Origin of the sequence: Allomuricauda sp. ARW1Y1, from assembly GCF_013407935.1 — a bacterium.
In the GTDB taxonomy this organism is placed as follows: domain Bacteria; phylum Bacteroidota; class Bacteroidia; order Flavobacteriales; family Flavobacteriaceae; genus Flagellimonas.
Window position 1 is genome coordinate 354,843 of sequence record NZ_JACBZU010000001.1, and the last position, 22,000, is coordinate 376,842.

Annotated in this window: 17 protein-coding genes and 1 tRNA gene; 13 read left to right on the forward strand and 5 right to left on the reverse strand. The window is 45.4% G+C overall.

Features of this window, described 5'->3' with window-relative positions:
* Nucleotides 1-52 precede the first annotated feature (52 nt).
* From GGE08_RS01595 to GGE08_RS01615, 5 genes are all read left to right on the forward strand, one after another.
* Nucleotides 53-2,209, forward strand: a complete 2,157-nt coding sequence (locus GGE08_RS01595) for a prolyl oligopeptidase family protein (protein ID WP_179383164.1) — start codon at nucleotides 53-55, stop codon at nucleotides 2,207-2,209.
* 116 nt (nucleotides 2,210-2,325) lie between these two features.
* Nucleotides 2,326-3,321, forward strand: coding sequence for an ABC transporter ATP-binding protein (locus GGE08_RS01600; protein WP_179383165.1), 996 nt, complete (start codon nucleotides 2,326-2,328; stop codon nucleotides 3,319-3,321).
* Nucleotides 3,299-3,706, forward strand: coding sequence for an alternative ribosome rescue aminoacyl-tRNA hydrolase ArfB (gene arfB, locus GGE08_RS01605; RefSeq protein WP_179383166.1), 408 nt, complete (start codon nucleotides 3,299-3,301; stop codon nucleotides 3,704-3,706). The genes GGE08_RS01600 and arfB overlap by 23 nt, the downstream gene beginning before the upstream one ends.
* Nucleotides 3,707-3,839: 133 nt before the next feature.
* Entirely contained in the window at nucleotides 3,840-6,455 is a 2,616-nt protein-coding gene (locus GGE08_RS01610; protein WP_179383167.1) for a M14 metallopeptidase family protein, read from the forward strand.
* A 321-nt stretch (nucleotides 6,456-6,776) separates the two neighbouring features.
* Nucleotides 6,777-6,850: transfer RNA gene (locus GGE08_RS01615), tRNA-Arg, on the forward strand.
* A 125-nt stretch (nucleotides 6,851-6,975) separates the two neighbouring features.
* On the opposite strand, the gene GGE08_RS01620 is transcribed toward GGE08_RS01615, so the two are convergent.
* The gene (locus tag GGE08_RS01620; RefSeq protein WP_179383168.1) at nucleotides 6,976-7,731 is read right to left on the reverse strand and encodes a sulfite exporter TauE/SafE family protein; all 756 of its coding nucleotides are present in this window, start codon (nucleotides 7,729-7,731) and stop codon (nucleotides 6,976-6,978) included.
* 68 nt (nucleotides 7,732-7,799) lie between these two features.
* On the opposite strand from GGE08_RS01620, the gene GGE08_RS01625 reads away from it, so the two are divergent.
* Nucleotides 7,800-9,602: a sodium:solute symporter family protein gene (locus GGE08_RS01625; protein ID WP_179383169.1), complete on the forward strand. Its 1,803-nt coding sequence runs from the start codon at nucleotides 7,800-7,802 to the stop codon at nucleotides 9,600-9,602.
* 6 nt (nucleotides 9,603-9,608) lie between these two features.
* On the opposite strand, the gene GGE08_RS01630 is transcribed toward GGE08_RS01625, so the two are convergent.
* Entirely contained in the window at nucleotides 9,609-10,199 is a 591-nt protein-coding gene (locus tag GGE08_RS01630) for a riboflavin synthase (RefSeq protein WP_179383170.1), read from the reverse strand.
* A gap of 58 nt (nucleotides 10,200-10,257) precedes the next feature.
* Between GGE08_RS01630 and pdxA the strand changes: the two genes are divergently transcribed.
* From pdxA to GGE08_RS01665, 7 genes are all read left to right on the forward strand, one after another.
* Nucleotides 10,258-11,310 carry a 4-hydroxythreonine-4-phosphate dehydrogenase PdxA gene (gene pdxA, locus GGE08_RS01635; RefSeq protein ID WP_179383171.1) on the forward strand — a complete coding sequence of 351 codons (1,053 nt, stop codon included), beginning with the start codon at nucleotides 10,258-10,260 and terminating at the stop codon, nucleotides 11,308-11,310.
* Between the two features lie 110 nt (nucleotides 11,311-11,420).
* Nucleotides 11,421-11,954 carry a DUF177 domain-containing protein gene (locus GGE08_RS01640; RefSeq protein ID WP_179383172.1) on the forward strand — a complete coding sequence of 178 codons (534 nt, stop codon included), beginning with the start codon at nucleotides 11,421-11,423 and terminating at the stop codon, nucleotides 11,952-11,954.
* A 7-nt stretch (nucleotides 11,955-11,961) separates the two neighbouring features.
* Nucleotides 11,962-12,162, forward strand: a complete 201-nt coding sequence (gene rpmF, locus GGE08_RS01645; RefSeq protein ID WP_014032589.1) for a 50S ribosomal protein L32 — start codon at nucleotides 11,962-11,964, stop codon at nucleotides 12,160-12,162.
* Nucleotides 12,163-12,336: 174 nt separating this feature from the next.
* Nucleotides 12,337-13,332, forward strand: a complete 996-nt coding sequence (locus GGE08_RS01650) for a beta-ketoacyl-ACP synthase III (RefSeq protein WP_179383173.1) — start codon at nucleotides 12,337-12,339, stop codon at nucleotides 13,330-13,332.
* Between the two features lie 26 nt (nucleotides 13,333-13,358).
* On the forward strand, nucleotides 13,359-13,856 hold the full coding sequence (accB, locus tag GGE08_RS01655; RefSeq protein ID WP_179383174.1) for an acetyl-CoA carboxylase biotin carboxyl carrier protein: 498 nt from the start codon (nucleotides 13,359-13,361) through the stop codon (nucleotides 13,854-13,856).
* A gap of 82 nt (nucleotides 13,857-13,938) precedes the next feature.
* Nucleotides 13,939-15,297, forward strand: coding sequence for an acetyl-CoA carboxylase biotin carboxylase subunit (gene accC / locus GGE08_RS01660; protein WP_179383175.1), 1,359 nt, complete (start codon nucleotides 13,939-13,941; stop codon nucleotides 15,295-15,297).
* Nucleotides 15,298-15,329: 32 nt separating this feature from the next.
* On the forward strand, nucleotides 15,330-16,448 hold the full coding sequence (locus GGE08_RS01665) for an FAD-binding oxidoreductase (RefSeq protein ID WP_179383176.1): 1,119 nt from the start codon (nucleotides 15,330-15,332) through the stop codon (nucleotides 16,446-16,448).
* Here GGE08_RS01665 and GGE08_RS01670 read toward each other — a convergent pair.
* From GGE08_RS01670 to GGE08_RS01680, 3 genes are read right to left on the reverse strand one after another with little or no spacing between them, the layout of a single operon-like run.
* Entirely contained in the window at nucleotides 16,445-17,107 is a 663-nt protein-coding gene (locus tag GGE08_RS01670) for an ABC transporter ATP-binding protein (protein WP_179383177.1), read from the reverse strand. The two genes, GGE08_RS01665 and GGE08_RS01670, sit on opposite strands and share 4 nt — an antisense overlap.
* A gap of 9 nt (nucleotides 17,108-17,116) precedes the next feature.
* A complete protein-coding gene (locus GGE08_RS01675; protein ID WP_179383178.1) occupies nucleotides 17,117-19,528 on the reverse strand; it encodes an ABC transporter permease in 2,412 nt (803 codons plus the stop codon).
* Between the two features lie 31 nt (nucleotides 19,529-19,559).
* Nucleotides 19,560-21,995 (reverse strand): ABC transporter permease, encoded by a 2,436-nt coding sequence (locus GGE08_RS01680; RefSeq protein ID WP_179383179.1) that lies wholly within the window; start codon nucleotides 21,993-21,995, stop codon nucleotides 19,560-19,562.
* Between the last annotated feature and the right edge of the window lie 5 nt (nucleotides 21,996-22,000).

The following is a 22,000-nucleotide window of genomic DNA, read 5'->3' on the forward strand; positions in this document are numbered from 1 at the left end:
CTAAAAATAGTCAATATTCATTGTATTTTTATCCGAATCAATCCTTGAAAACATGAAAAACATAAGTCTGTTGGCTGCTTTGGTTTTGTTTGCAGCCTGCCAGGAACAACCTAAAAAAAGAGAACCCATCACTGTGAACTATCCTACCACCAAAAAAGTTGACACCGTTGATAATTATTTTGGAACAGAGGTTCCCGACCCCTACCGCTGGTTGGAAGACGACCGCAGCGAGGAGACCGAAGCTTGGGTAAAAGAGCAAAACTCCGTCACCTTCGGGTATTTGGAAAAAATCCCTTTCCGCGAAGACCTTAAAAACCGTTTGGAAAAACTCTGGAACTACGAAAAAGTAGGATCACCTTTCAAAGAGGGCCACTACACCTACTATTACAAAAACAACGGCTTACAAAACCAATATGTGGTTTACCGTAAAAAGGATGGCGGCGAAGAAGAAGTCTTTTTGGACCCCAACACCTTTTCCGAGGACGGTACCACATCGCTGATGGGACTTAGTTTTACCAAGGACGGCTCCAAAGCGGCTTACCTCATCTCCGAAGGAGGAAGCGATTGGCGCAAGGGAATTGTCATCGATGCCGAATCCAAGGAAATTGTCGAGGACACCTTAGTGGACATCAAGTTCAGTGGTATTTCGTGGAAAGGAAACGATGGTTTCTTTTATTCCAGCTACGATAAGCCCGAAGGAAGCGAGCTTTCCGCAAAAACCGACCAACATAAATTGTATTATCACAAATTGGGAACGCCCCAGTCTGAGGATAAAATCATTTTTGGTGGCACACCAGAACAAAAGCACCGTTACGTAGGCGGTTCCGTTTCCGAAGACCAGAAGTATTTGTTCATTTCCGCTTCGGTGTCCACATCGGGCAACAAATTGTTTATGATGGACCTCTCCCAAGAGAATCCTGAATTGGTCACTATTCTGGACGACACCGATTCCGATACCTATGTAATCGATAACCAAGGTTCCACCCTGTACATGGTCACCAACCGTGAAGCACCCAACAAAAAAGTCGTGGTCGTGGATGCGGCCAACCCTACTCCAGATAATTGGAAAGACCTGATTCCCGAAACAGAAAACGTGCTTACTGCAGGTACTGGCGGCGGCTATTTCTTTACCGAATATATGGTCGATGCCATTTCCAAAGTGCTTCAATATGATTACGAGGGTAACTTGGTCCGCGAGGTGGAACTCCCAGGTGTAGGAAGCGCAGGAGGCTTTGGCGGCAAAAAAGAGGACAAGGAATTTTACTTCTCCTTCACCAATTACAACACACCGGGTTCTTTGTACAAATACAACGTAGAAACCGGGGAATATGAGCAATACTGGAAACCTCAAATTGACTTTAATCCCGATGATTATGAGTCCAAACAAGTATTCTACAACTCCAAGGATGGCACCAAAGTGCCCATGATCATCACCTACAAAAAAGGAACCGAATTGAACGGCCAAAACCCGACCATTCTTTACGGCTATGGCGGTTTCAATATCAGTTTGACACCCTCCTTTAGCATTGTCAATGCCGTTTGGATGGAGCAGGGCGGTATTTACGCCGTTCCTAACCTTAGAGGTGGTGGTGAATACGGTAAAAAATGGCATATTGCCGGAACCAAGCTTCAAAAACAGAATGTGTTTGATGACTTTATAGCCGCAGCAGAGTATTTGATCGAGAACAACTACACTTCCAAGGAATACCTAGCCATCCGTGGAGGATCTAACGGAGGCCTGCTGGTGGGCGCCACCATGACCCAGCGACCCGATTTGATGCAAGTAGCCTTGCCCGCGGTGGGTGTAATGGATATGCTCCGCTACCACACCTTTACCGCTGGTGCCGGATGGGCCTACGATTACGGAACTTCCGAGGACAGTGAGGAAATGTTCAACTATATCAAAGGATATTCCCCTGTACACAATGTGAAGGAAGGTACGGCGTACCCGGCAACTTTGGTCACCACTGGAGATCACGATGACCGTGTAGTTCCAGCACACAGCTTCAAGTTCGCTGCAGAACTACAGGAAAAACAAGCTGGAGATCAGCCTACCCTTATCCGAATCGAGACCAATGCCGGTCACGGAGCGGGAACCCCTGTGAGCAAAACCATCGAGCAATATGCCGATATTTTCGGGTTTACCTTTTTTAATATGGGGTACGATGAGCTTCCTAACCAGGCCGTGCTCAAAGAGTTTAAGGATTGATTCATCAACATAATGTCAGTTCGAGCGCAGTCGAGAACAAAACACATGCAAACCAATTTAGGTTTCGACTGCGCTCAACCTGACATTTTTTTTTGACAGATGAGCCATTTATTTTTATGCTAAAAGTCCAAGTACATTCTTTCGGGTATCAAGACCAACCCATTTTACAGGATATCGCTTTTGAAGTGGCCCCGGGGGAGCATGTGGCCCTGATGGGCGAAAGCGGCTCGGGAAAAAGCACCCTGCTCAAAATTATCTACGGTCTCCTTCATGTGGAAGAAGGTTCTGTTTTTTGGGGCGATACAGAAGCGCTTGGCCCCAATTTCAATTTGGTTCCCGGCGAACCTTACATGAAATATCTGGCACAGGATTTTGATTTGATGCCGTTCATTTCCGTTGAGGAAAACATCGGTCAGTTTCTTTCCGTTTTTGAACGCGAGACCCATCAAGAGCGTATTGATGAGCTACTTGATTTGATTGAGATGAAGTCTTTTGCAAAAACAAAGGTCAAGTTTTTGAGTGGCGGACAACAGCAGCGGGTTGCCTTGGCGCGAGTATTGGCACAAGAACCGGAAATCCTCCTTTTGGACGAACCGTTCGGGCATATCGATAATTTTAAGCGGCTCTCCCTCCGAAGGAATCTCTTTTTATATCTCAAAAAACAGGGCATTACCGTGCTCACCGCAAGCCATGATCCCAATGATGTACTGCCCTTTGCCGAACGCACCCTAATTATGGAACAAGGACAGATCATTGCCAACGAGAACACACAAGAACTCTATCTAAACCCGCCCAACTATTACACCGCATCCTTATTTGGACAGGTGAACAAGGTTCCCATGAAGTTATTAAAATCCTATTCCGAGATCGATAGGGATGTCCTTGTTTATCCGCATGAATTCAAATTTTCCGATTCTTCGGGCTTACGAGTGGAGGTTATCCATTCCTTTTTTAAAGGGAGTCATTACCTCAACGAAAGTAAAGCTGAAGATGGTACCCTTCTTTTCTTCAATTCTGACAAAGAACAAAGTCCCGGGTCAACCCTTTTTCTTAATGTATCTTTGAATACCATCAACAAAAGGCTCCAAGTTGGACAAAAAACAGATACATAGGGAACTTCAGTTTAAGGCCATGCGAAGCAGCGGGGCCGGAGGCCAACATGTGAATAAGGTTTCGTCCAAGGTAGAGCTCACGTTCAACATTCCCGAGTCGGAAGGGCTATCTGACAGGGAAAAAGAACGGCTGCTCCTTAAATTACAATCCCGTTTAACCAACGATGGGGCTTTGATGCTGCAATGCGACGAAGCCCGCAGCCAGCACAGGAACAAGGATTTGGTTGTAAAACGTTTTTTTGACGTCCTGAAAAATGCTCTTGTGGTTCCCAAAAAACGGAAACCTACGCGCCCCACAAAATCTTCACAAGAAAAACGGCTAAAGACCAAAAAGCGAACCGCCGAGAAAAAAGCATCCCGCAAGAATCCTAACTTGGACCGATAGCTTTCGCTCAACCACCTCTCTACCAACAGGATACCAAATTAAAAATGTTATTTAAACACAATTCAAAAGCAAGGGATTTAATATACTCGGCTCAATTGCTTAATTTTCAGTCAAATTATAACTAATTCAAAAAATGATTTCTAAAACAGCAAACCTCAAAACATGGCTGCTCTCCGCAGCGATGTGTTTGTCTTGCGCCGCGTTTTCCGTGGCACAGAATGTTCCCTCCCCCGAAGATGTTTACGGATTCAAGGTGGGAGCCGACTACAAACTGGCCGATTACTCCCAGATTGAAGATTACTTGTCAAAATTGGATGCAGCTTCCAACCGAGTGAAAAAAATCGAAATTGGAGAAACCGTATTGGGCCGTAAAATGTACCTCCTGTTCATTTCTACAGAAGAAAATCTTGCACAATTGGATAAGTGGAAGGACATCAGCACCAAATTGGCCAGTGTACAGGTCAACGATGACGAAGCCGTTCGCCTTTCCCAAGAAGGTAAGGCGATCGTTTGGGTCGATGGGGGCATGCACTCCACCGAATTGGCCCATGGGCAGATGACCTCGGAACTGGCCTATACCCTGGCCACCTCCGAAACCGAAGAAATGAAAAAAATCAGGGAAAATGTGATTACGCTATTGATGCCCGTAATGAATCCCGACGGTTTGGATATCGTGGTGGACTGGTACCGCAAAAATCTGGGCACGCCCTACGAAACCTCCCGTCCCCCAATTTTGTATCACTACTACATGGGTCACGATAACAACCGGGATTGGTTTATGAACATTATGCCCGAGACCTATAATGTGACCAAGATATTGTACAACGAATGGTATCCCCAGATTGTGTACAATCACCACCAGTCGTCCCCATCTTGGACCAAAATTTCGTTGCCCCCCTACGCGGACCCTGTGAATCCTAGGATTCATCCGGCCATTACCGCTGGCGTTAGCGAAGTGGGCTCTGCCATGACCAAGCGTTTTTCCTTGGAAAACATGCCTGGTGCCATCGCTGACAACTTTTACACCATGTTCTGGAACGGCGGTGGACGTACCGTACCTTACTATCACAACATGATCGGTATCTTGACCGAAACTGGACATACCACACCGACCCCAAGATTCTATGATCCGGAAAAACTTCCGAAAACCGTTGCAGGAGGCACCCCTACTGATGGTACCGACATTATGTACCCTGACCCATGGAAAGGTGGTGAATCCCATTTTCGCGACGCTGTGGACTATATGTTGACTGCGACTTGGGCCACGTTGGACCTTGCCGCAGACCGGAAGAGCAATTACCTGTACAACATCTATAAAATGGGTAAATCGGCCGTAGAAAAAGGCAAGAATGGAGATTTGTTTGCCTATGTTATTGGCAAAGAGCAATGGGATTCCTTTGAAGCGGTGAACTTGGTAAACGTCCTGCTCCAAGGCGGAATTGAAGTGGAAAGAGCCACCAAGGACTTTACCGTAAACGGCAAAGATTATGAAGAAGGATCTTACGTCATCTACACCGCACAGGCCTTTAGGCCTTATTTGTTGGACCTCATGGAAAAACAGGACTACCCTACCCGTTTTCAATATCCGGGGGGACCACCAGACACCCCCTACGATCTGGCCGGATGGACATTGCCTATGCAAATGGGAATCGATGTGGATAGGGTTGCCGAATCATTCAACGTACAAACCGAGAAAGTTACAGGGCTTGTGTCCTATTACGAAGGTGATGTAAATAGAAACGGCTCCTTTGGCTATGCATTGAGTGCCAACACCAATGCTGCCGTGGTCGCTACCAACAAAGTGTTAAAGGCAGGCGGAACAGCTTATAAAAGCATGACGGAATTCAAAGCGGGAAAAACAACCATGCCCGCTGGATCCTATATTGTTTCCGGAGACAAAGAGCTGATGGAATCCTTGGCCCAAGAGTACGGCCTTGAGTTTACCGGACTTGCTGCCAAACCCGAAGTACAACTGAAAAAAATCCATTTGCCCAAAGTAGGGCTCTACAAATCTTGGGTGGCCAATATGGACGAAGGGTGGACCCGTTATATCATGGATGAATACGAGTTTGATATGGATACCTTGCACGATGCGGATATCAAAACCAGAGACTTGTCTCAATATGATGCCATTATCATCCCTTCACAACGGCCAAGTTCCATTTTGCATGGACACAGTAATTTGAGCATGCCTGAAAAATTCACGGGAGGTATCGGATTAAAAGGTTCGGTGAAGTTGAGCGATTATGTGGATGAAGGAGGCACTTTGATCGCGTTCGATGAAGCCAGTGATTTTGTGATTGAACAGTTTGGCCTTCCCTTGCGCAATGCAGTGGCCAATGCCGACAGCAACGATTTCTTTATTCCCGGTTCCTTGATCAAGGCTGGCGTGGATACCACACATCCGCTTGCTTTTGGCATGAAGGATACGGTTGCTGTTTCTTTTAACCGAAGTAGGGCCTTCTCCATCGACAAACAGCGAAAAACAGGTGAAGGCGGTACGGAAGAAATTGCCGACGCTCCTGAACCCGATGTAGAGGTAATTGCCACCTATGCTGCCAAAGACCTTTTGATGAGCGGTTGGGCCATGGGCGAAGACAGGTATATCGCCAAAAAACCCGCCATGGTAAAAGCCAAGTACGGGAAAGGTTCTGCTGTTTTGTTTGCGTTCCGTCCCCAATTTAGGGCACAGCCACGCGGTACTTTTAAATTGATCTTTAATGCAATTTATGAAGGTGCTTCGGAGTAAAAGAACATCTTAATGTATAAAGGAAAGCCGCATCCAATTGGATGCGGCTTTTCTTATGGGATATTTAAATCATTTCAAAAAGTTATCAATCATTCAATTATTCATATCATTTGTCAAAAAGTAGATTTATCTAATGATTTTCGCTAAGCTTTAGTGAATTTTACCAATTCCTTTGGAGTTATTAACTGGATTCCATAGTTGTCAACAATCAAATTGTTGAGTATCTGTGGAAAACGCCCATGCTCTTTTGGTCATTCAACCGCCTGAATACTATAATTTTACTTTATCAAATAAATAAGGACTGCGCGCACAGTCCTTAAAAGCTCCGTAGCTCAATTGCATAGAGCAATGCTGAACGAAGGCATAGGTTGCAGGTTGGAATCCAGTCGGAGCTACTTAAAGAGGGAGGAAAGTTTTCCTCCCTTTTCTATTTATAAAGATAGAGAAAAGTGTTTTTATCCTTAAACTCATTTTATTACAAATATGAACAAATTGATGTTTGATCGATATTAACAGTTATCTATCTAAACAATATCGCCGCAGCGCCAATGGCGGTGACAATCAAAATAAAGCGTTTGTAATTTTTCTCGTTGATTTTCTTCACCAGAAAAACACCCAACAACAACCCAACAAAAATAGCAGGGAGCAATCGCAAGTTGATCAGCAGACTTTCCACGGTAATCGTTTTCCAAACAAAAACGTGAAAGGGCATTTTAAAAAGGTTGGTGATAAAAAACAGCCAAGCGGCAGTGCCCACAAACTCGTTTTTGGGCAAGCGCATCGCCAAAAAGAAAATATTGGTGAACGCTCCTGCCAAGTTTCCGATCATGGTGCATACTCCCGATAAAATCCCCATGGAACCCGAAAACAGCCAATGGGTGGGCACCTTTTTTGATTTTCGTCGGTCCCAAAACACCAGCATGCCCAAGCTAATGAAAATCACCACCACCATGGCCCATTTAAATTCGCGCTCGGGAAGGTCTTTTCCGATCAAGACCCCGATAAGGATACCTAAAATCATCCAAGGCAAAAACCGCAGAATATATTTCCATTGGGTGTGTCGGTTGTAATAGATCACTGCAAACGTATCTCCTACAATCAACAATGGGATAAAAAGCCCCGTAGAAGCCTTGGAACCGAACGCCAACGCCATCAAAGTCACATTAAAAATGGACATTCCCTTGAGTCCCGCTTTGGAAACCCCCATCAAAAAAACTGCGGTGGCGGCCATGGTCCATGCGGCTACGGAAATATCTGAGAAAGCGGAAAGAAACATGAAGACTTTTTACAGGTTCACAAAAGTAACCCAAAAAACCTATCTTTAACTCCAACCAAACTAAACAAATGAAACTAGAACTTTTAGATTACATCATCATCTTTGGATTCTTCGCCATCGTGCTTTTTATAGGAATCTATGTTTCCAAAAAATCAGGAAAAAATACCGCAGAATACTTTTTATCCGGCCGAAGCATGCCCTGGTGGCTGTTGGGCTTTTCCATGGTAGCCACCACTTTCTCCACGGACACGCCCAACTTGGTCACGGATTTTGTCCGAACCGATGGGGTTTCCGGAAACTGGGGCTGGTGGGCCTTTTTGCTCACGGGTTTGTTAACCGTATTCGTTTATGCGAAACTTTGGAGAAAATCGAATGTAGCCACGGATATGGAGTTTTACGATTTGCGCTACGGCGGAAAACCGGCCCATTTTCTTAGAGGATTCAGATCGTTGTATTTGGGGGTAGTTTTTAATGTGATGGCGATGTCGGCTGTAACCTTGGCCGCTATCAAAATAGGGCAGGTAATGCTTGGGCTGGAACCCATTGAAACTGTACTCCTTGGGGGAACCATAACCGTGATTTTTAGTGCCGTTGGTGGTTTTAGGGGTGTAGTTTATACAGATTTTCTATTGTTTTTCGTTGCCATGGGCGGAGCTATCGGTGCCGCTGTCTATTTGGTGAACATACCCGAAGTGGGCGGATTGGACAATATTTTGGCCAATGCCCAAGTACAGGAAAAAATGTCCATTTTACCCGACTTTTCCGATACGGAAGCCTTGATAGGCCTATTGATCATACCCTTGGCGGTACAATGGTGGAGTGCTTGGTACCCCGGCGGAGAGCCGGGCGGTGGAGGTTATATCGCCCAGCGGATGTTAGCCGCCAAAAACGAGAACCATGCTATTGGAGCAACTTTTTTCTTCAATATATTACACTATGCACTACGGCCTTGGCCTTGGATTTTGGTGGCTTTGGCCTCCATTGTGGTCTTCCCGGATTTGGAAAGCATCCAACAGGCGTTTCCGAATGTGCCAGAGAATATCCTCAAAAATGATTTGGCCTATTCCGCTATGCTCACCATGTTGCCCACGGGCTTGTTGGGTCTGGTCATGGCTTCATTGGGTGCGGCCTACATGTCCACTATCTCAACCCACCTCAACTGGGGTTCCTCTTATATTGTGAACGACTTTTACAAGCAACAGGTCAACAAAGATGCTTCGGAAAAGGAATTGGTAAACGTAGGACGAATCTCTACCGTTGTTTTGATGGTGCTGAGCAGTTTGTTCGCGTTGGAACTCAACAATGCCACCCAGTTGTTCGATATCATCATTATGTTCGGAGCCGGAACGGGACTTATCTTTTTGTTGCGATGGTTCTGGTGGCGTATCAACGCATGGAGCGAAATCGTGGCGATGTTCTCCTCTGGAATCATCTCCATTATTTTTTGGCAATTGGAAGATCCGTTGTTTTTGGCAGAAGGTGCTCCCTTTCCTGCATGGAGTAAATTCCCATTAGTGGTACTGATTACCACCATACTCTGGTTGGCCACCACATTTTTGACCAAACCGGAGGACAATAAGGTACTTTACCGTTTCTATAAAATCACGAAGCCGGGAGGTCCTGGATGGAACAAGGTTCATGAAGCGGCCAAGGCCGACGGAGTTACCTTGGAAGATGAAAATGCCAAGTGGAGTGTGCCATCGGGTGTTTTGGCCATGATTGTGGGCTGTATTTTGGTGTATGGATGTCTTTTTGCCACAGGAAATTGGATCTATGGAAACTATCCATTGGCCTTAGGACTAACGGTGATGGTGTTGATCGCGACATTCGTGCTCATCAGAATTTGGCGCGGCATGCGCAATGTATTTTGATGGAGTTTAGCCTCTAAGTTCCAACAATCGGGCAACGTATTTCCCGACCACATCAAACTCCAAGTTCACTCTTGTGCCTACTTTGTAGGCATGGAATCGGGTATGCTCATAAGTGTACGGAATAATAGCTACGCTAAACTTGTCCTTTTGGGAATCGACCACCGTGAGGCTTACCCCATCAACGGTAATGGACCCTTTTTCGATGGTAACGTTGTTGAGCTTGGAATCATAGATAAAGGTATAGACCCAACTCCCATCCTGTTCCGCAACCGATTGGCAAACCGCCGTTTGGTCCACATGTCCCTGTACAATGTGCCCGTCCAAACGTGCTCCCAATACCATGGCGCGCTCCAGGTTGACCGTATCGCCAACCTTAATGTCTCCAAGATTGGTCTTGTTCAAGGTCTCTTCAATCGCAGTGACGGTGTAACTATCCCCGTTAATGGACACCACGGTAAGGCATACTCCGTTGTGCGAAACACTCTGGTCAATTTTCAATTCGGAAGTGATTCCCGAACTAACGGTCAGGTGAAGATTTCCCCCGTCCTTTTCCAACTTTTCTACTTTCCCCAAAGTCTCTATGATCCCTGTGAACATGTGTCTTATTAATTGACTAGTTTTGTAATGCAAAAGTAGCCATAACGGCATTCATTTTATGAAGGAAAGTCAAAAAATAAGGTTAGGGATCTCCGTTGGGGATATTAACGGCATTGGGTGCGAGGTTGCGCTCAAAACATTTGAAGATGCAAGAATGTTGGACTTTTGCACTCCGGTCATCTTTGCATCCAACAAAACTGTCTCCCAACAGATCAAGGATTTGGGAATCGACATCAAGTTCAATGGCGTTCGTGATGCCGAACAGGCCATTGAGGGCAAGATCAATATTGTGAATGTCTGGAAAGAGGTGCCTGCCATAACCTACGGAGAGGCCACCAAGGAAGGCGGTGAGTATGCCATTAAATCGTTACGGGCCGCTGTTGACGCACTCAAAGAAGACAAGATAGATGTCTTGGTCACTGCGCCCATCAACAAGAACAACATACAATCGGAGGACTTCAATTTTCCGGGCCATACGGACTTTCTCGCCAGAGAATTGAAAGGAGAAAGCCTCATGTTTATGGTCACAAACTCCCTTCGTGTGGGATTGCTTACCGATCATATTGCGGTAAAGGATGTGGCCGAGGCCATTACCCCAAAATTGATTCGTGATAAGGTGATGACCATGGAAAAATCGCTAAAAATGGATTTTGGCATTCGTCGCCCCAAAATTGCCCTTTTGGGCATCAATCCGCATAGCGGTGACAACGGAACCATTGGCGAAGAAGATGACAAGATTTTAAAGCCCACCATAAAAGAATTGTTCAACAAAGGGGTTTTGGTTTACGGCCCATACTCCGCCGACAGCTTCTTTGGGTCCAAAAACCATGAAAATTTTGATGCCATTTTAGCTGCCTATCATGATCAGGGCCTCATTCCGTTCAAAACACTTTCCTTTGGAAAAGGAGTCAATTACACCGCTGGCCTGGACAAGGTCCGGACCTCCCCAGATCATGGCACCGCCTACGAAATTGCAGGAAAGGGGAAAGCCGATGAGAGTTCTTTTAAAGAAGCCGTATTTACCGCCATACAGGTTTTCAGAAATAGAACAGAATACTTGGAATTGACCAAAAACCCCCTGCAAAAGCAGAAAATTAAGCGCGGGGGCTAAAAAGTTGACTGCATTTTGGATATTTGTTGTAGCTAGAATTGCAGTTTTGTAAATTAGTAGTATCTTTGCACCCGCCTTTAAAGGCTGGTACACAATCCTTAAGTGTAGAAATGATGAAGCTGAAAGAGTTTTTTATCCCTTTTTCAGGTCTGAAGTTGGGAAAACATAAATTTGTGTACGAGATTGATGATGCGTTCTTTGAATCTTTTGACTACCAAGAATTTAACGGGGCCTCCGTCAATATAAGTGCTGTTCTGGAAAAGATGAGCACCATGATGGAACTCGAAATGAAAGCAACCGGCACCATAAATGTGGATTGCGATCTAACAGGCGAGTCCTATGACCAGCCCATCGATTCGGATTTGAAACTTGTCGTCAAGTTTGGCGAAGAGTACAACGATGAAGACGATGAAATTTTAATCATTCCGCATGGAGAGCACCAGTTCAATATAGCCCAATACATTTATGAAATGTTGGTGCTAGCTGTTCCCCAGAAAAGAGTACATCCCGGAGTTGAGGACGGAACCTTGCAATCGGACATCTTGGACAAACTGGAAGAGTTGCAGCCAAAAGAGCAAAAAGAACCATCGGAAAAAACAGACCCAAGGTGGGACGATTTAAAAAAGTTACTAACGGATAAATAGGTTTATAATGGCACATCCTAAAAGAAAAACATCAAAAACCAGAAGGGACAAAAGAAGAACCCACTACAAAGCAGTTGCGCCAACAATTGCCAAGGACTCCACAACAGGTGAAATGCACTTGTTCCACAGAGCTCACTGGCATGAAGGCAAATTGTACTACAGAGGTCAGGTTTTGATTGACAAAACAGAAGAGGAAACTGCGGCTTAAGCGCAAATCCCTTGTAATAAAGCAACTCCCGTTGAATTTTTAACGGGAGTTTTTTTATGGACCCTTCTTAACACCCAAAAACGGTTAATTTTACCAATAAAGTCATATAAAATGACTAATTTTCACCGCTTTTGGGTCAAATTTCAATCCTTTTGACAATAAAGAGAGGCTAAAATGAAGAAAACAACGGCAGCAATAACAGCTGTAGGAGGATACGTTCCCGATTTTGTGCTTTCCAATAAAGTATTGGAAACCATGGTCGATACCAACGACGAATGGATCACTACCCGAACAGGGATCAAGGAGCGAAGAATCTTAAAAGAAGAGAATGCAGGAACATCTTTTATGGCAATCAAAGCCGCAGAAGATCTTCTTGAAAAGAGGGGAATTGAAGCCTCAGAAATAGACTTTGTATTGGTGGCCACCGCCACCCCCGATATGCCCGTTGCGGCAACAGCTGCCTACGTCGCTTCGGAAATTGGAGCGGTAAACGCCTTTGCGTACGATCTTCAGGCGGCCTGTTCCAGTTTTTTGTATGGGATGTCTACCGCGGCCAGCTACATCGAATCCGGCAGATATAAAAAAGTATTGGTCATTGGGGCCGACAAAATGTCCTCCATCATTGATTATACCGATAGGACCACCTGTATCATTTTTGGTGACGGTGCTGGAGCTGTCCTTTTTGAACCCAACGAAGAAGGATTAGGGCTTCAGGATGAGTACCTCCGTTCCGATGGTATCGGGCGGCAGTTCTTAAAAATTGATGCCGGAGGCTCCATATTACCTGCATCCGAGGAAACCATCAAAAACAAACAACATTACGTTTACCAAGATGGGAAATCCGTCTTTAAATTTGCCGTTTCAAACATGGCCGATGTTTCGGCATTGATCATGGAGCGGAACAACTTGACCAAGGACGATGTGAACTGGTTGGCGCCCCATCAGGCCAATAAACGCATTATTGATGCCACCGCAAACCGCATGGGTGTGGAGGCGGATAAGGTAATGATCAACATTGACCGTTATGGTAATACCACATCGGCAACACTCCCCTTGTTGTTGCACGATTACGAAAAACAATTGAAAAAAGGAGACAATATTATTTTCGCCGCCTTTGGAGGTGGTTTTACATGGGGTTCCATTTATTTGAAATGGGCCTATAATTCTTAATCACACAACTAACTAAATTATATTCCATGGACATTAAGGAAATTCAAAGTTTAATCAAGTTTGTCGCCAAGTCCGGCGCCAGCGAGGTGAAGTTGGAAATGGAGGACATTAAAATCACCATTCGAACGGGAAGCACGGGCTCCGGCTCACCCGAAACCACCATTGTTCAACAGATTCCCGTTCCCCAGGCCACAGCGGCCGCTCCAGCACCACAGGCGCCAGCAGCTCAAGAAGCCGCTGCACCAGCACCGGCCGACACCAAAAAGGCAGATGATGATTCCAAATACATCACCATCAAGTCGCCCATTATTGGAACATTCTACAGAAAACCTTCCCCGGACAAGCCGCCGTTTGTTGAGGTAGGAACTTCCATCAGTAAAGGTGATGTACTTTGTGTGATAGAGGCGATGAAACTCTTCAACGATATCGAATCCGAAGTTTCCGGAAAGATTGTAAAGATTTTGGTTGATGATTCCTCACCAGTGGAGTTTGACCAACCATTATTCTTGGTAGACCCATCGTAGCGAATTTTAAATGATCGTTTTTGGGGCCGTTGGTTTCCAAAATCATTTAAGATTTAGAATTCCTAACTAAAGATTGTGTTCTATGTTTAAAAAAATATTGATAGCAAATAGGGGCGAAATTGCCTTGCGGATTATCAGGACCTGCAAGGAAATGGGTATAAAAACGGTAGCCGTTTACTCCAAGGCCGACGAGGAAAGTCTTCATGTCCGATTTGCCGACGAAGCAGTATGTATAGGCCCTGCGCCCAGTAGTGAATCGTATTTGAAGATTCCAAACATCATCGCTGCTGCCGAAATCACCAATGCCGATGCCATTCACCCTGGCTATGGGTTCCTGTCCGAAAACTCCAAATTCTCCAAGATTTGTGCCGAGCATGATATCAAATTTATTGGTGCCTCCGGCGAACAAATCGATAAAATGGGAGATAAGGCCACGGCCAAGGAAACCATGCGGAAAGCTGGTGTACCTACCGTTCCCGGTTCGGAAGGCCTATTGAAAGATGTTGCCCACGCCAAAAAAGAGGCGAAAAAGATGGGGTATCCTGTAATGATCAAAGCCACCGCCGGTGGTGGAGGTAAAGGGATGCGTGCCATTTGGTCTGAAGATCAAATGGAGAAAAACTTCAACAGTGCCGTTACCGAAGCAACAGCTGCTTTTGGAAATGGCGGAATGTACATGGAAAAACTGATTGAAGAGCCCCGACATATTGAAATCCAAGTTGTGGGAGATCAATACGGAAAAGCATGCCACTTGTCCGAAAGGGATTGCTCCGTGCAACGTAGGCACCAAAAGTTGACCGAGGAGACACCTTCTCCTTTTATGACGGACAAACTTCGTGAGGATATGGGCAAGGCCGCGGTAAAAGCAGCCGAATATATCAAATACGAAGGTGCTGGGACCATTGAGTTTTTGGTGGATAAACACCGTAACTTCTACTTTATGGAGATGAACACCCGTATCCAAGTGGAACACCCAATTACCGAGCAGGTGGTGGACTACGATTTGATTCGGGAACAGATTTTGGTGGCCGGTGGAGTACCTATTTCAGGAAAAAACTACTATCCAAAGTTACACTCCATCGAGTGCCGTATCAACGCGGAGGACCCTTACAACGACTTTAGGCCATCTCCAGGGAAGATTACCACCTTGCATACTCCAGGCGGACATGGCGTGCGTTTGGATACCCATGTGTACAGTGGCTATATGATTCCGCCGAACTACGATTCGATGATTGCGAAGTTGATTACTACCGCCCAGACCCGGGAAGAGGCCATCAACAAAATGAGAAGAGCTTTGGACGAGTTTGTAATCGAGGGAATCAAGACCACCATTCCGTTCCATCGTCAATTGATGGACCATCCTGATTATTTGGCTGGAAATTATACCACCAAATTCATGGAGGACTTTAAAATGGACCCAAAGTATAAAGAAGAACATTAATTTGAACCCCGATTTATCGGGGTTTTTTAGTTATGGAATTGAGTTATTGGGAACATAAAAGTTGGTTTTCCGATGTGGATTTCACCATCGTTGGAAGCGGTATCGTTGGACTCAATTGTGCCATCAGCCTAAAGGAAAAATATCCCAAATCCAATATCCTGATTCTGGAAAAAGGCAGTCTGCCACAAGGGGCAAGCACCAAAAATGCAGGTTTTGCCTGTTTTGGAAGTGTTTCCGAAATCTTGTCCGATCTAAACCATCATACGGAAGAAGAAGTGGTGCAACTGGTCCAAAAGCGTTGGAACGGTATCCAAAGGCTACGGAATTTGCTGGGGGATAAGGCCATCGATTTCCAATTGCTGGGCGGACACGAGCTTTTCCCGTTGGACAAACCAGACTTTTACGAAAAGTGTTTACAGTCTCTTCCTTATCTCAACAATCTATTGGAACCCGTTTTTGGGCAAAAGCCATTTAAGGCCACCGAGAATAGTTTCCATTTTGAAAACATTCAGGACAAATACCTCACGCATCAACTGGAAGGCCAATTAGATACAGGTAAAATGATGCGTTCCCTCATCCATAAATGTACCGCCATGGACATTCCCATTTTAAATGGGATTACGGTTCAGAATATCGAGCAACTCAACCAGAGCGCCTTGATTCGGACAACGGATTTTGAGTTTGTATCCAAAAAGGTGTTTGTCGCCACCAATGGGTTTGCATCGAAACTTTTAAAATCGGAAACAGTGCAACCGGCACGCGCCCAAGTCTTGATCACGGAGCCCATCAAAAGCTTGTCCGTAAAAGGAACTTTCCATTTTGATGAAGGCTATTATTATTTCAGAAATATAAATGATCGTATTCTGTTTGGCGGTGGACGCAATCTTGATTTTAAGACAGAGGAGACCATGATGTTTGGGCAAACCGAAATCATCCAACAAAAATTGGAGTCCCTTCTCCGTGAAATGATTTTGCCAAATCAATCCTTTCAAATTGAGCGGCGTTGGAGCGGCATTATGGGCGTGGGTGCGCAAAAGTCGCCCATCGTCAAGCAAATCTCCAATTCCATTGCCTGCGGTGTACGCTTGGGGGGAATGGGGGTTGCTCTTGGTAGCCTAGTTGGCCAAGAGTTGGCAGAGCTGGCAGATTAAACCATTCTCCCGTCCAGCAAGTTGATGATTCTGGAACCATACTCCGCGTTCTTTTCCGAGTGTGTTACTTGAATAACGGTTACCCCTTCCTCGTTCAATTGCTTAAATAGTTCCATGATTTCCTCGCCCTGTTTGGAATTCAAGTTGCCCGTAGGTTCATCGGCCAAAATCAACTTTGGGTTGGCGATCAACGCTCGGGCCACGCCCACCAATTGTTGTTGTCCTCCGCTCAGCTGTGCAGGAAAAAGGTCTTTTTTGCCCACAATGTTAAAACGGTCCAGCATATCGGCTACCATGGCCTTCCGCTCCGAACCTTTGACTTTTTTATAGATCAGAGGCATTTCCAAATTTTCCTGTACAGTAAGGTCGTCCAACAGATGGTAGGATTGAAATACAAAGCCGATGTATTGCTTGTATAGATTGGAACGGTGTTTTTCTTTGAGGGAATGAACCGATTCGTCCAAAAAATTGTACTCCCCTTCATCAAAGGTGTCCAACATCCCGATGACATTGAGCAAGGTAGATTTTCCTGAACCTGAAGGGCCCATTACAGAGATAAACTCTCCTTGTTCCACCAGTAAATTGATGTCTTTGAGCAAAAAAATGCGCTGGCCCCCAGAGTTGACCCATTTGAATATATTGTTGAGTTGTAGAAGCATGTGTTAGTGTTATTCGGTTCGTAAACTGTTAACTGGATTTGCGGATGCCGCTGTGACGGTTCTAGACCCTATGGTGATAAAGGCAATGAGGCCCGCCAATAGACCAGAGCCAATGAAAAACAATGGACTAAGGTTAACGTGCGACGAATAGTCTTGCAACCATTCATTTAGAAAATACCAAGCTATGGGGGTTGCAATGATAAAGGCTAGACCAACCAACTTTAAAAAGTCCTTGGTCAGCAATAGAGTTACCGAAGAAACACTTGCCCCAACAACCTTGCGCACTCCTATTTCCTTGGTGCGCTGCGCCACTACGAGCATGGAAATGGCAAAAAGACCCAAACAACTCAGGATGATTCCCAAAATACTGCCACTGGTAATAATGGTTGCCATGTTCTTTTCCCTTCTAAAGGTTCGGTCTACGTTTTCATCCAAAAATGAGCCCAAAAATTCAGCTTGTGGTTCAATCTTCTCCCAAGCCGATTTGATGGCTTCAAAGGAACTGGCAGGATTCTGTGGTGCAATTTTGACATAGGCATAATACAGGTCCCAATCCTTGTTCATAAACAGGGTGAGGGGCTCCACCTCTTTTTTGACATCTTGAAAGTTGTAGTTCTCAATGACCCCGATAACCGAATAGGTAACGGAATCATCCATGGGAATCCGAATGGACAAAGGGTCTTCCTCTCCCAATTGTTTGGCCATGCTTTCATTGATGACCAAGCTTAAACTGTCGGTGCTGAAATCGCGGTTGAACATTCGACCGGATTTGAGCTCAATATCCAAGGTTTCGGCATAGTCATAATCCACCGTCAAGGCATTAGTGAATATTCCTTTTCCCTTGTAATCAAAGCCCATGGCACTGCTGGAAAGACTTCCGTCCTTCCCAAGACCTAAGTTATTATCAGCACCGGAAACGCTCAAAATGTTCGGGTGCTGCGACAGTTCATCACGTAAGAGTTCCAATACCGCATAGCTATCCTTTCTCCCGTTCAAAGGAATGGAAACGACCTGTTCCTTGTTGTAGCCCAAGTCCTTGTTTCGCATAAATTCCAACTGCCCGTGAAGGACCAAGGTACCGCTGATCAGCATTATGGCAATCACAAATTGAAGCACAATCAGTCCGTTGCGCAAGCGGTTCTTGCCCAAATCCAACTTGCCCTTTAGCGCCCTTAGAGTACTTAATTTACTCATAAGCAGTGCTGGATATCCTCCTGCAATCAAGGTGATTCCAAAAATGGCCAGTGCAAATATTCCTATAATTTCCGGTTGGGTTACCTCAGCAAAAGTGGCCTTGGTGTTGAACAACGTCTTGAACGGGTCTATAAGGAGATTGCTCACCACAAGACCCAGTCCTATGGAAAGTAAAAATACGATTACACTTTCCATCCAAAACTGAAAAAACAGTTGTTTTTTGACTGCCCCTAAGGTCTTTCGCATCCCTATTTCCTTTAGTCTTTTTTCGCTGAGCGCAATGTTCATGTTGATGAAATTGGCACAAACGATAAATATGATCACCAGTGCCACACCCAAAATAAGGTAAGGGAATGTACGTGCAGTCTCTGCGCGCCCTTCCCTGTAGTTTACAAAGTGCATATCGGTTATGGGCAATAGATGCAGTTGTTTAAATTGGCCGTTCGCATCGGGTGTGGCTCCATCCCTTTGGGCACTTTCAATGCTGCCTGCGTAATGAAGATTCACAAATTCCCTTGTACTTTGCTCAAATTGCTCCGTTGTGATGCCTTCCTCCAATTGCAAATACACTGGAAAAAACTGAGAATTCCACTCGTCCTTGTTGGCTTCGTATTCTGGATGGTTCTCAAATGGAATCACGATATCAAAATCCATACTGCTGTTGGCAGGAGTATCCTCCAAAATAGCTGCCACGGTAAACGGACGCTCTTCACCCCCAATCTTCACTTGAATGGTCTCGCCCAATGCATCGAGAGTTCCAAACGTTTTCTGCGCGGTCTCCTCAGTGATGGAAACCGAGTTTTTGTTGGGCAAAGGATTTTCTTCATTGCCCCCTAAGACCGGGTAGGTAAACATTTGGAAAAATTCCGCGTCCACAAATTCCGCGTCCAAGCTTAGATCTTTCTCTTTGTAGGAAATCAAAGCATCCTCGCTCAATGACCTTGCGATGTGCTTTATGCCCGGCACTTCATCTTTGAGAGCAGCGGCCAACGGAACCGGATTGGACGTGCTCACCTCCACTCCCCTTGGCGTCTGGCTTGAGAGATACAATTGAAAGGTGTTGTCTTTGTTCTCATGGAACTGATCAAACGAAAGTTCGAACAAGGCTGTCATGGACAATAAGATGGCTACCGCAAAGGCACAGGTCAGCCCAATAATGTTGGCAATACTAAAGGTTTTGTTCTTGATCAAATTTCTCCAGGCAATTTTCAGATAATTTTTGAGCATAGCTTTCTTTTTTGATTGATGATAGATGGACCTATTCGTTTCTTAAACTTTTTACCGGATTTACAACGGCGGCTTTTATGCTTTGATAGCTCACCGTTAGCAGCGCAACGCCTACCGCCATAAGTGCGGATAGCGCAAAAATCCACCACGGAATATCGATACGGTACGAGAAATCCTGAAGCCATCTATCCATGGCGTACCAACCCAAGGGCAGTGCAATGACCACGGCCAATCCCACTAACTTTAGAAAATCAACGGACAAACGATAAACAATTTGGCCTACGCCAGCTCCCAGCACCTTTCGAACCCCGATTTCCTTTACCCGCTTTTGCGCGTTGAAGGTGGCAAGGCCCAACAAGCCCAAACATGCTATGATGATGGAAAGCATGGTGAAAATCATAAAAATCTCTCCTAACCGCTGTTCAGCCTCGTAGCTTGCGTTGAAGGAGTCATCCATAAAATAATGGTCAAATGGCTGTGTCGGGGCCATCTCTCTCCAAATATTCTCTATTTCGGCAATGGTTTGAGCCACGTCCCCGCCATTTAGCTTTATGGCCAAATTACTGGCAAATTCCCCGCCGTGGAAGAGCGCCAATGAGCCCACCTCATCCCTAAGGGTTTCGTAATGAAAGTTTTTCACCACCCCTATCACTGTGGACAAATTTCCTCCACCTTCCAGACCACCGACAAATTGAGTGCCTATGACGCTTTCTGGGGTCTTTCCCAAAACAGCTACTGCCTTTTCATTCAAGATGACAGCCGAAGAGTCGGTGGCAAACCTATCCAGGTCAAAAGTTCTCCCTGAAATCAAGGAAAGGTTCATTGTGGATAGGTAATCTTCGTCTACCTCCCATTGTTGCATATTGATGGATTTCTCTTGACTTCGGTCTTCCGCCAACAAATAGGTTCCGCTGCTTCGTGAGGAAGGTGTTGGCAGGTTACTGCTCAAGGTAGCATGGTTTACTTGGCTTATTCGAAGTACGGCATCTTTGAAGGCCTGCTTTTTACCTTCCAAGCTGTTAACTCCTCCTATCACCAGCACTTGATTTTTTCCATATCCGAGGTCCTTGCCTTGAATAAAGCGCAACTGTTGAAATACGGTCAACGTACCCATGATGAGAAACACGGAAATACTAAATTGAAAAATTACCAAAGCGTTTCTCACCCTGCCTCCTCCAATGGAATTGTCCCCTTGGCCCTTGAGCACTTTGGCTGCCACAAAACGGGACATGAAAAACGCGGGATAACTGCCCGAAAACAACCCCAAAACCAAGGCTGCGACGAGTAAAATCAACCAGAAAAATGGATTGGAATAGGGTATGGATAGCTCTTTCCCTGCTAAATCGTTATAAAAGGGCATGGCGACAGATGCAATAACGATGGCGAACAGTAAGGAACCCACGGCAATGAGCCCGGACTCCGTTAAAAATTGCCCTATCAAACCGCTTCGTTGCGAGCCTAAGGTTTTTCGAATACCAACTTCCTTTGATCGTTTTAGGGAATGTGCCGTGGACAGGTTCATAAAATTTACACTGGCCAAGACCAACAAGATAATGGCGATAGCCCCAAGAATGTATACATTTTTGATGTCGCTCACCGTGCTGAACTCAGGGCTTCGTCCAGAATGCAAATGAATATCCGTTAATGCAATGGTGGAGTAGTTTACATAGTTGCCGGAATCCAAAAATTGCTGTTCCGTAATTCCTGGGAAAAACCGCTGTGCATAAGGAATCAGGTATTTCCCGACCATGGCCTGCATTTCATCTTGAATATCCGAGCCCGAAGCACCCGGAACAAGCTTTACAAAGGTGTAGTAATTATGGTTTCCCCACTCGGCAAGTTGGGCATCTTCATACCCTGACATTGCCAAGAAAATAGGTTTGTCCCTGAAAATGGAGTTTTTGGGCAAATCTTCCATCACTCCCGTTACGGTATACACCTCTTGATCGTTGATCATCAAGGTTTTTCCAATAGCTTGATCAACAGGGAAATGTTTTTCGGCAGCGGTTCGCGTCATGATCATGGTGTTCGGCTCCACCAACGCCGAGCGTTCATCCCCATGCAACAATTGAATGCCGAACATCTTGAAAAAAGTGGAGTCGGCATACGCTATCTGGTGCTCGCGTACATTGTCCGTAGCATCTTGCAAACGAATGGAAATACTCCCTATGTTCCTGAAACGTGTGGCCATTTCAACCTCTGGAATGTCATTTACCAATGCTTCGGCCATGGGTGCCGATACTTCGGCCGTTTCTTCTTCGGCCCCACCAAATTTCATATCGGAATTAATCCGATAGATGCGGTCCGCATCCACGAACATTTTGTCGTGGCTCAAATCGTCATAAATGTACAGTCCGAGCAAAAGCCCACCAGCCATTCCAATCGCTAATCCAAATATGTTGAGAAATGTGAAGAATGGCTGCTTTTTAAGGCTTCTCCATGCTATTTTGATGTTGTTCTTGAACATGATCT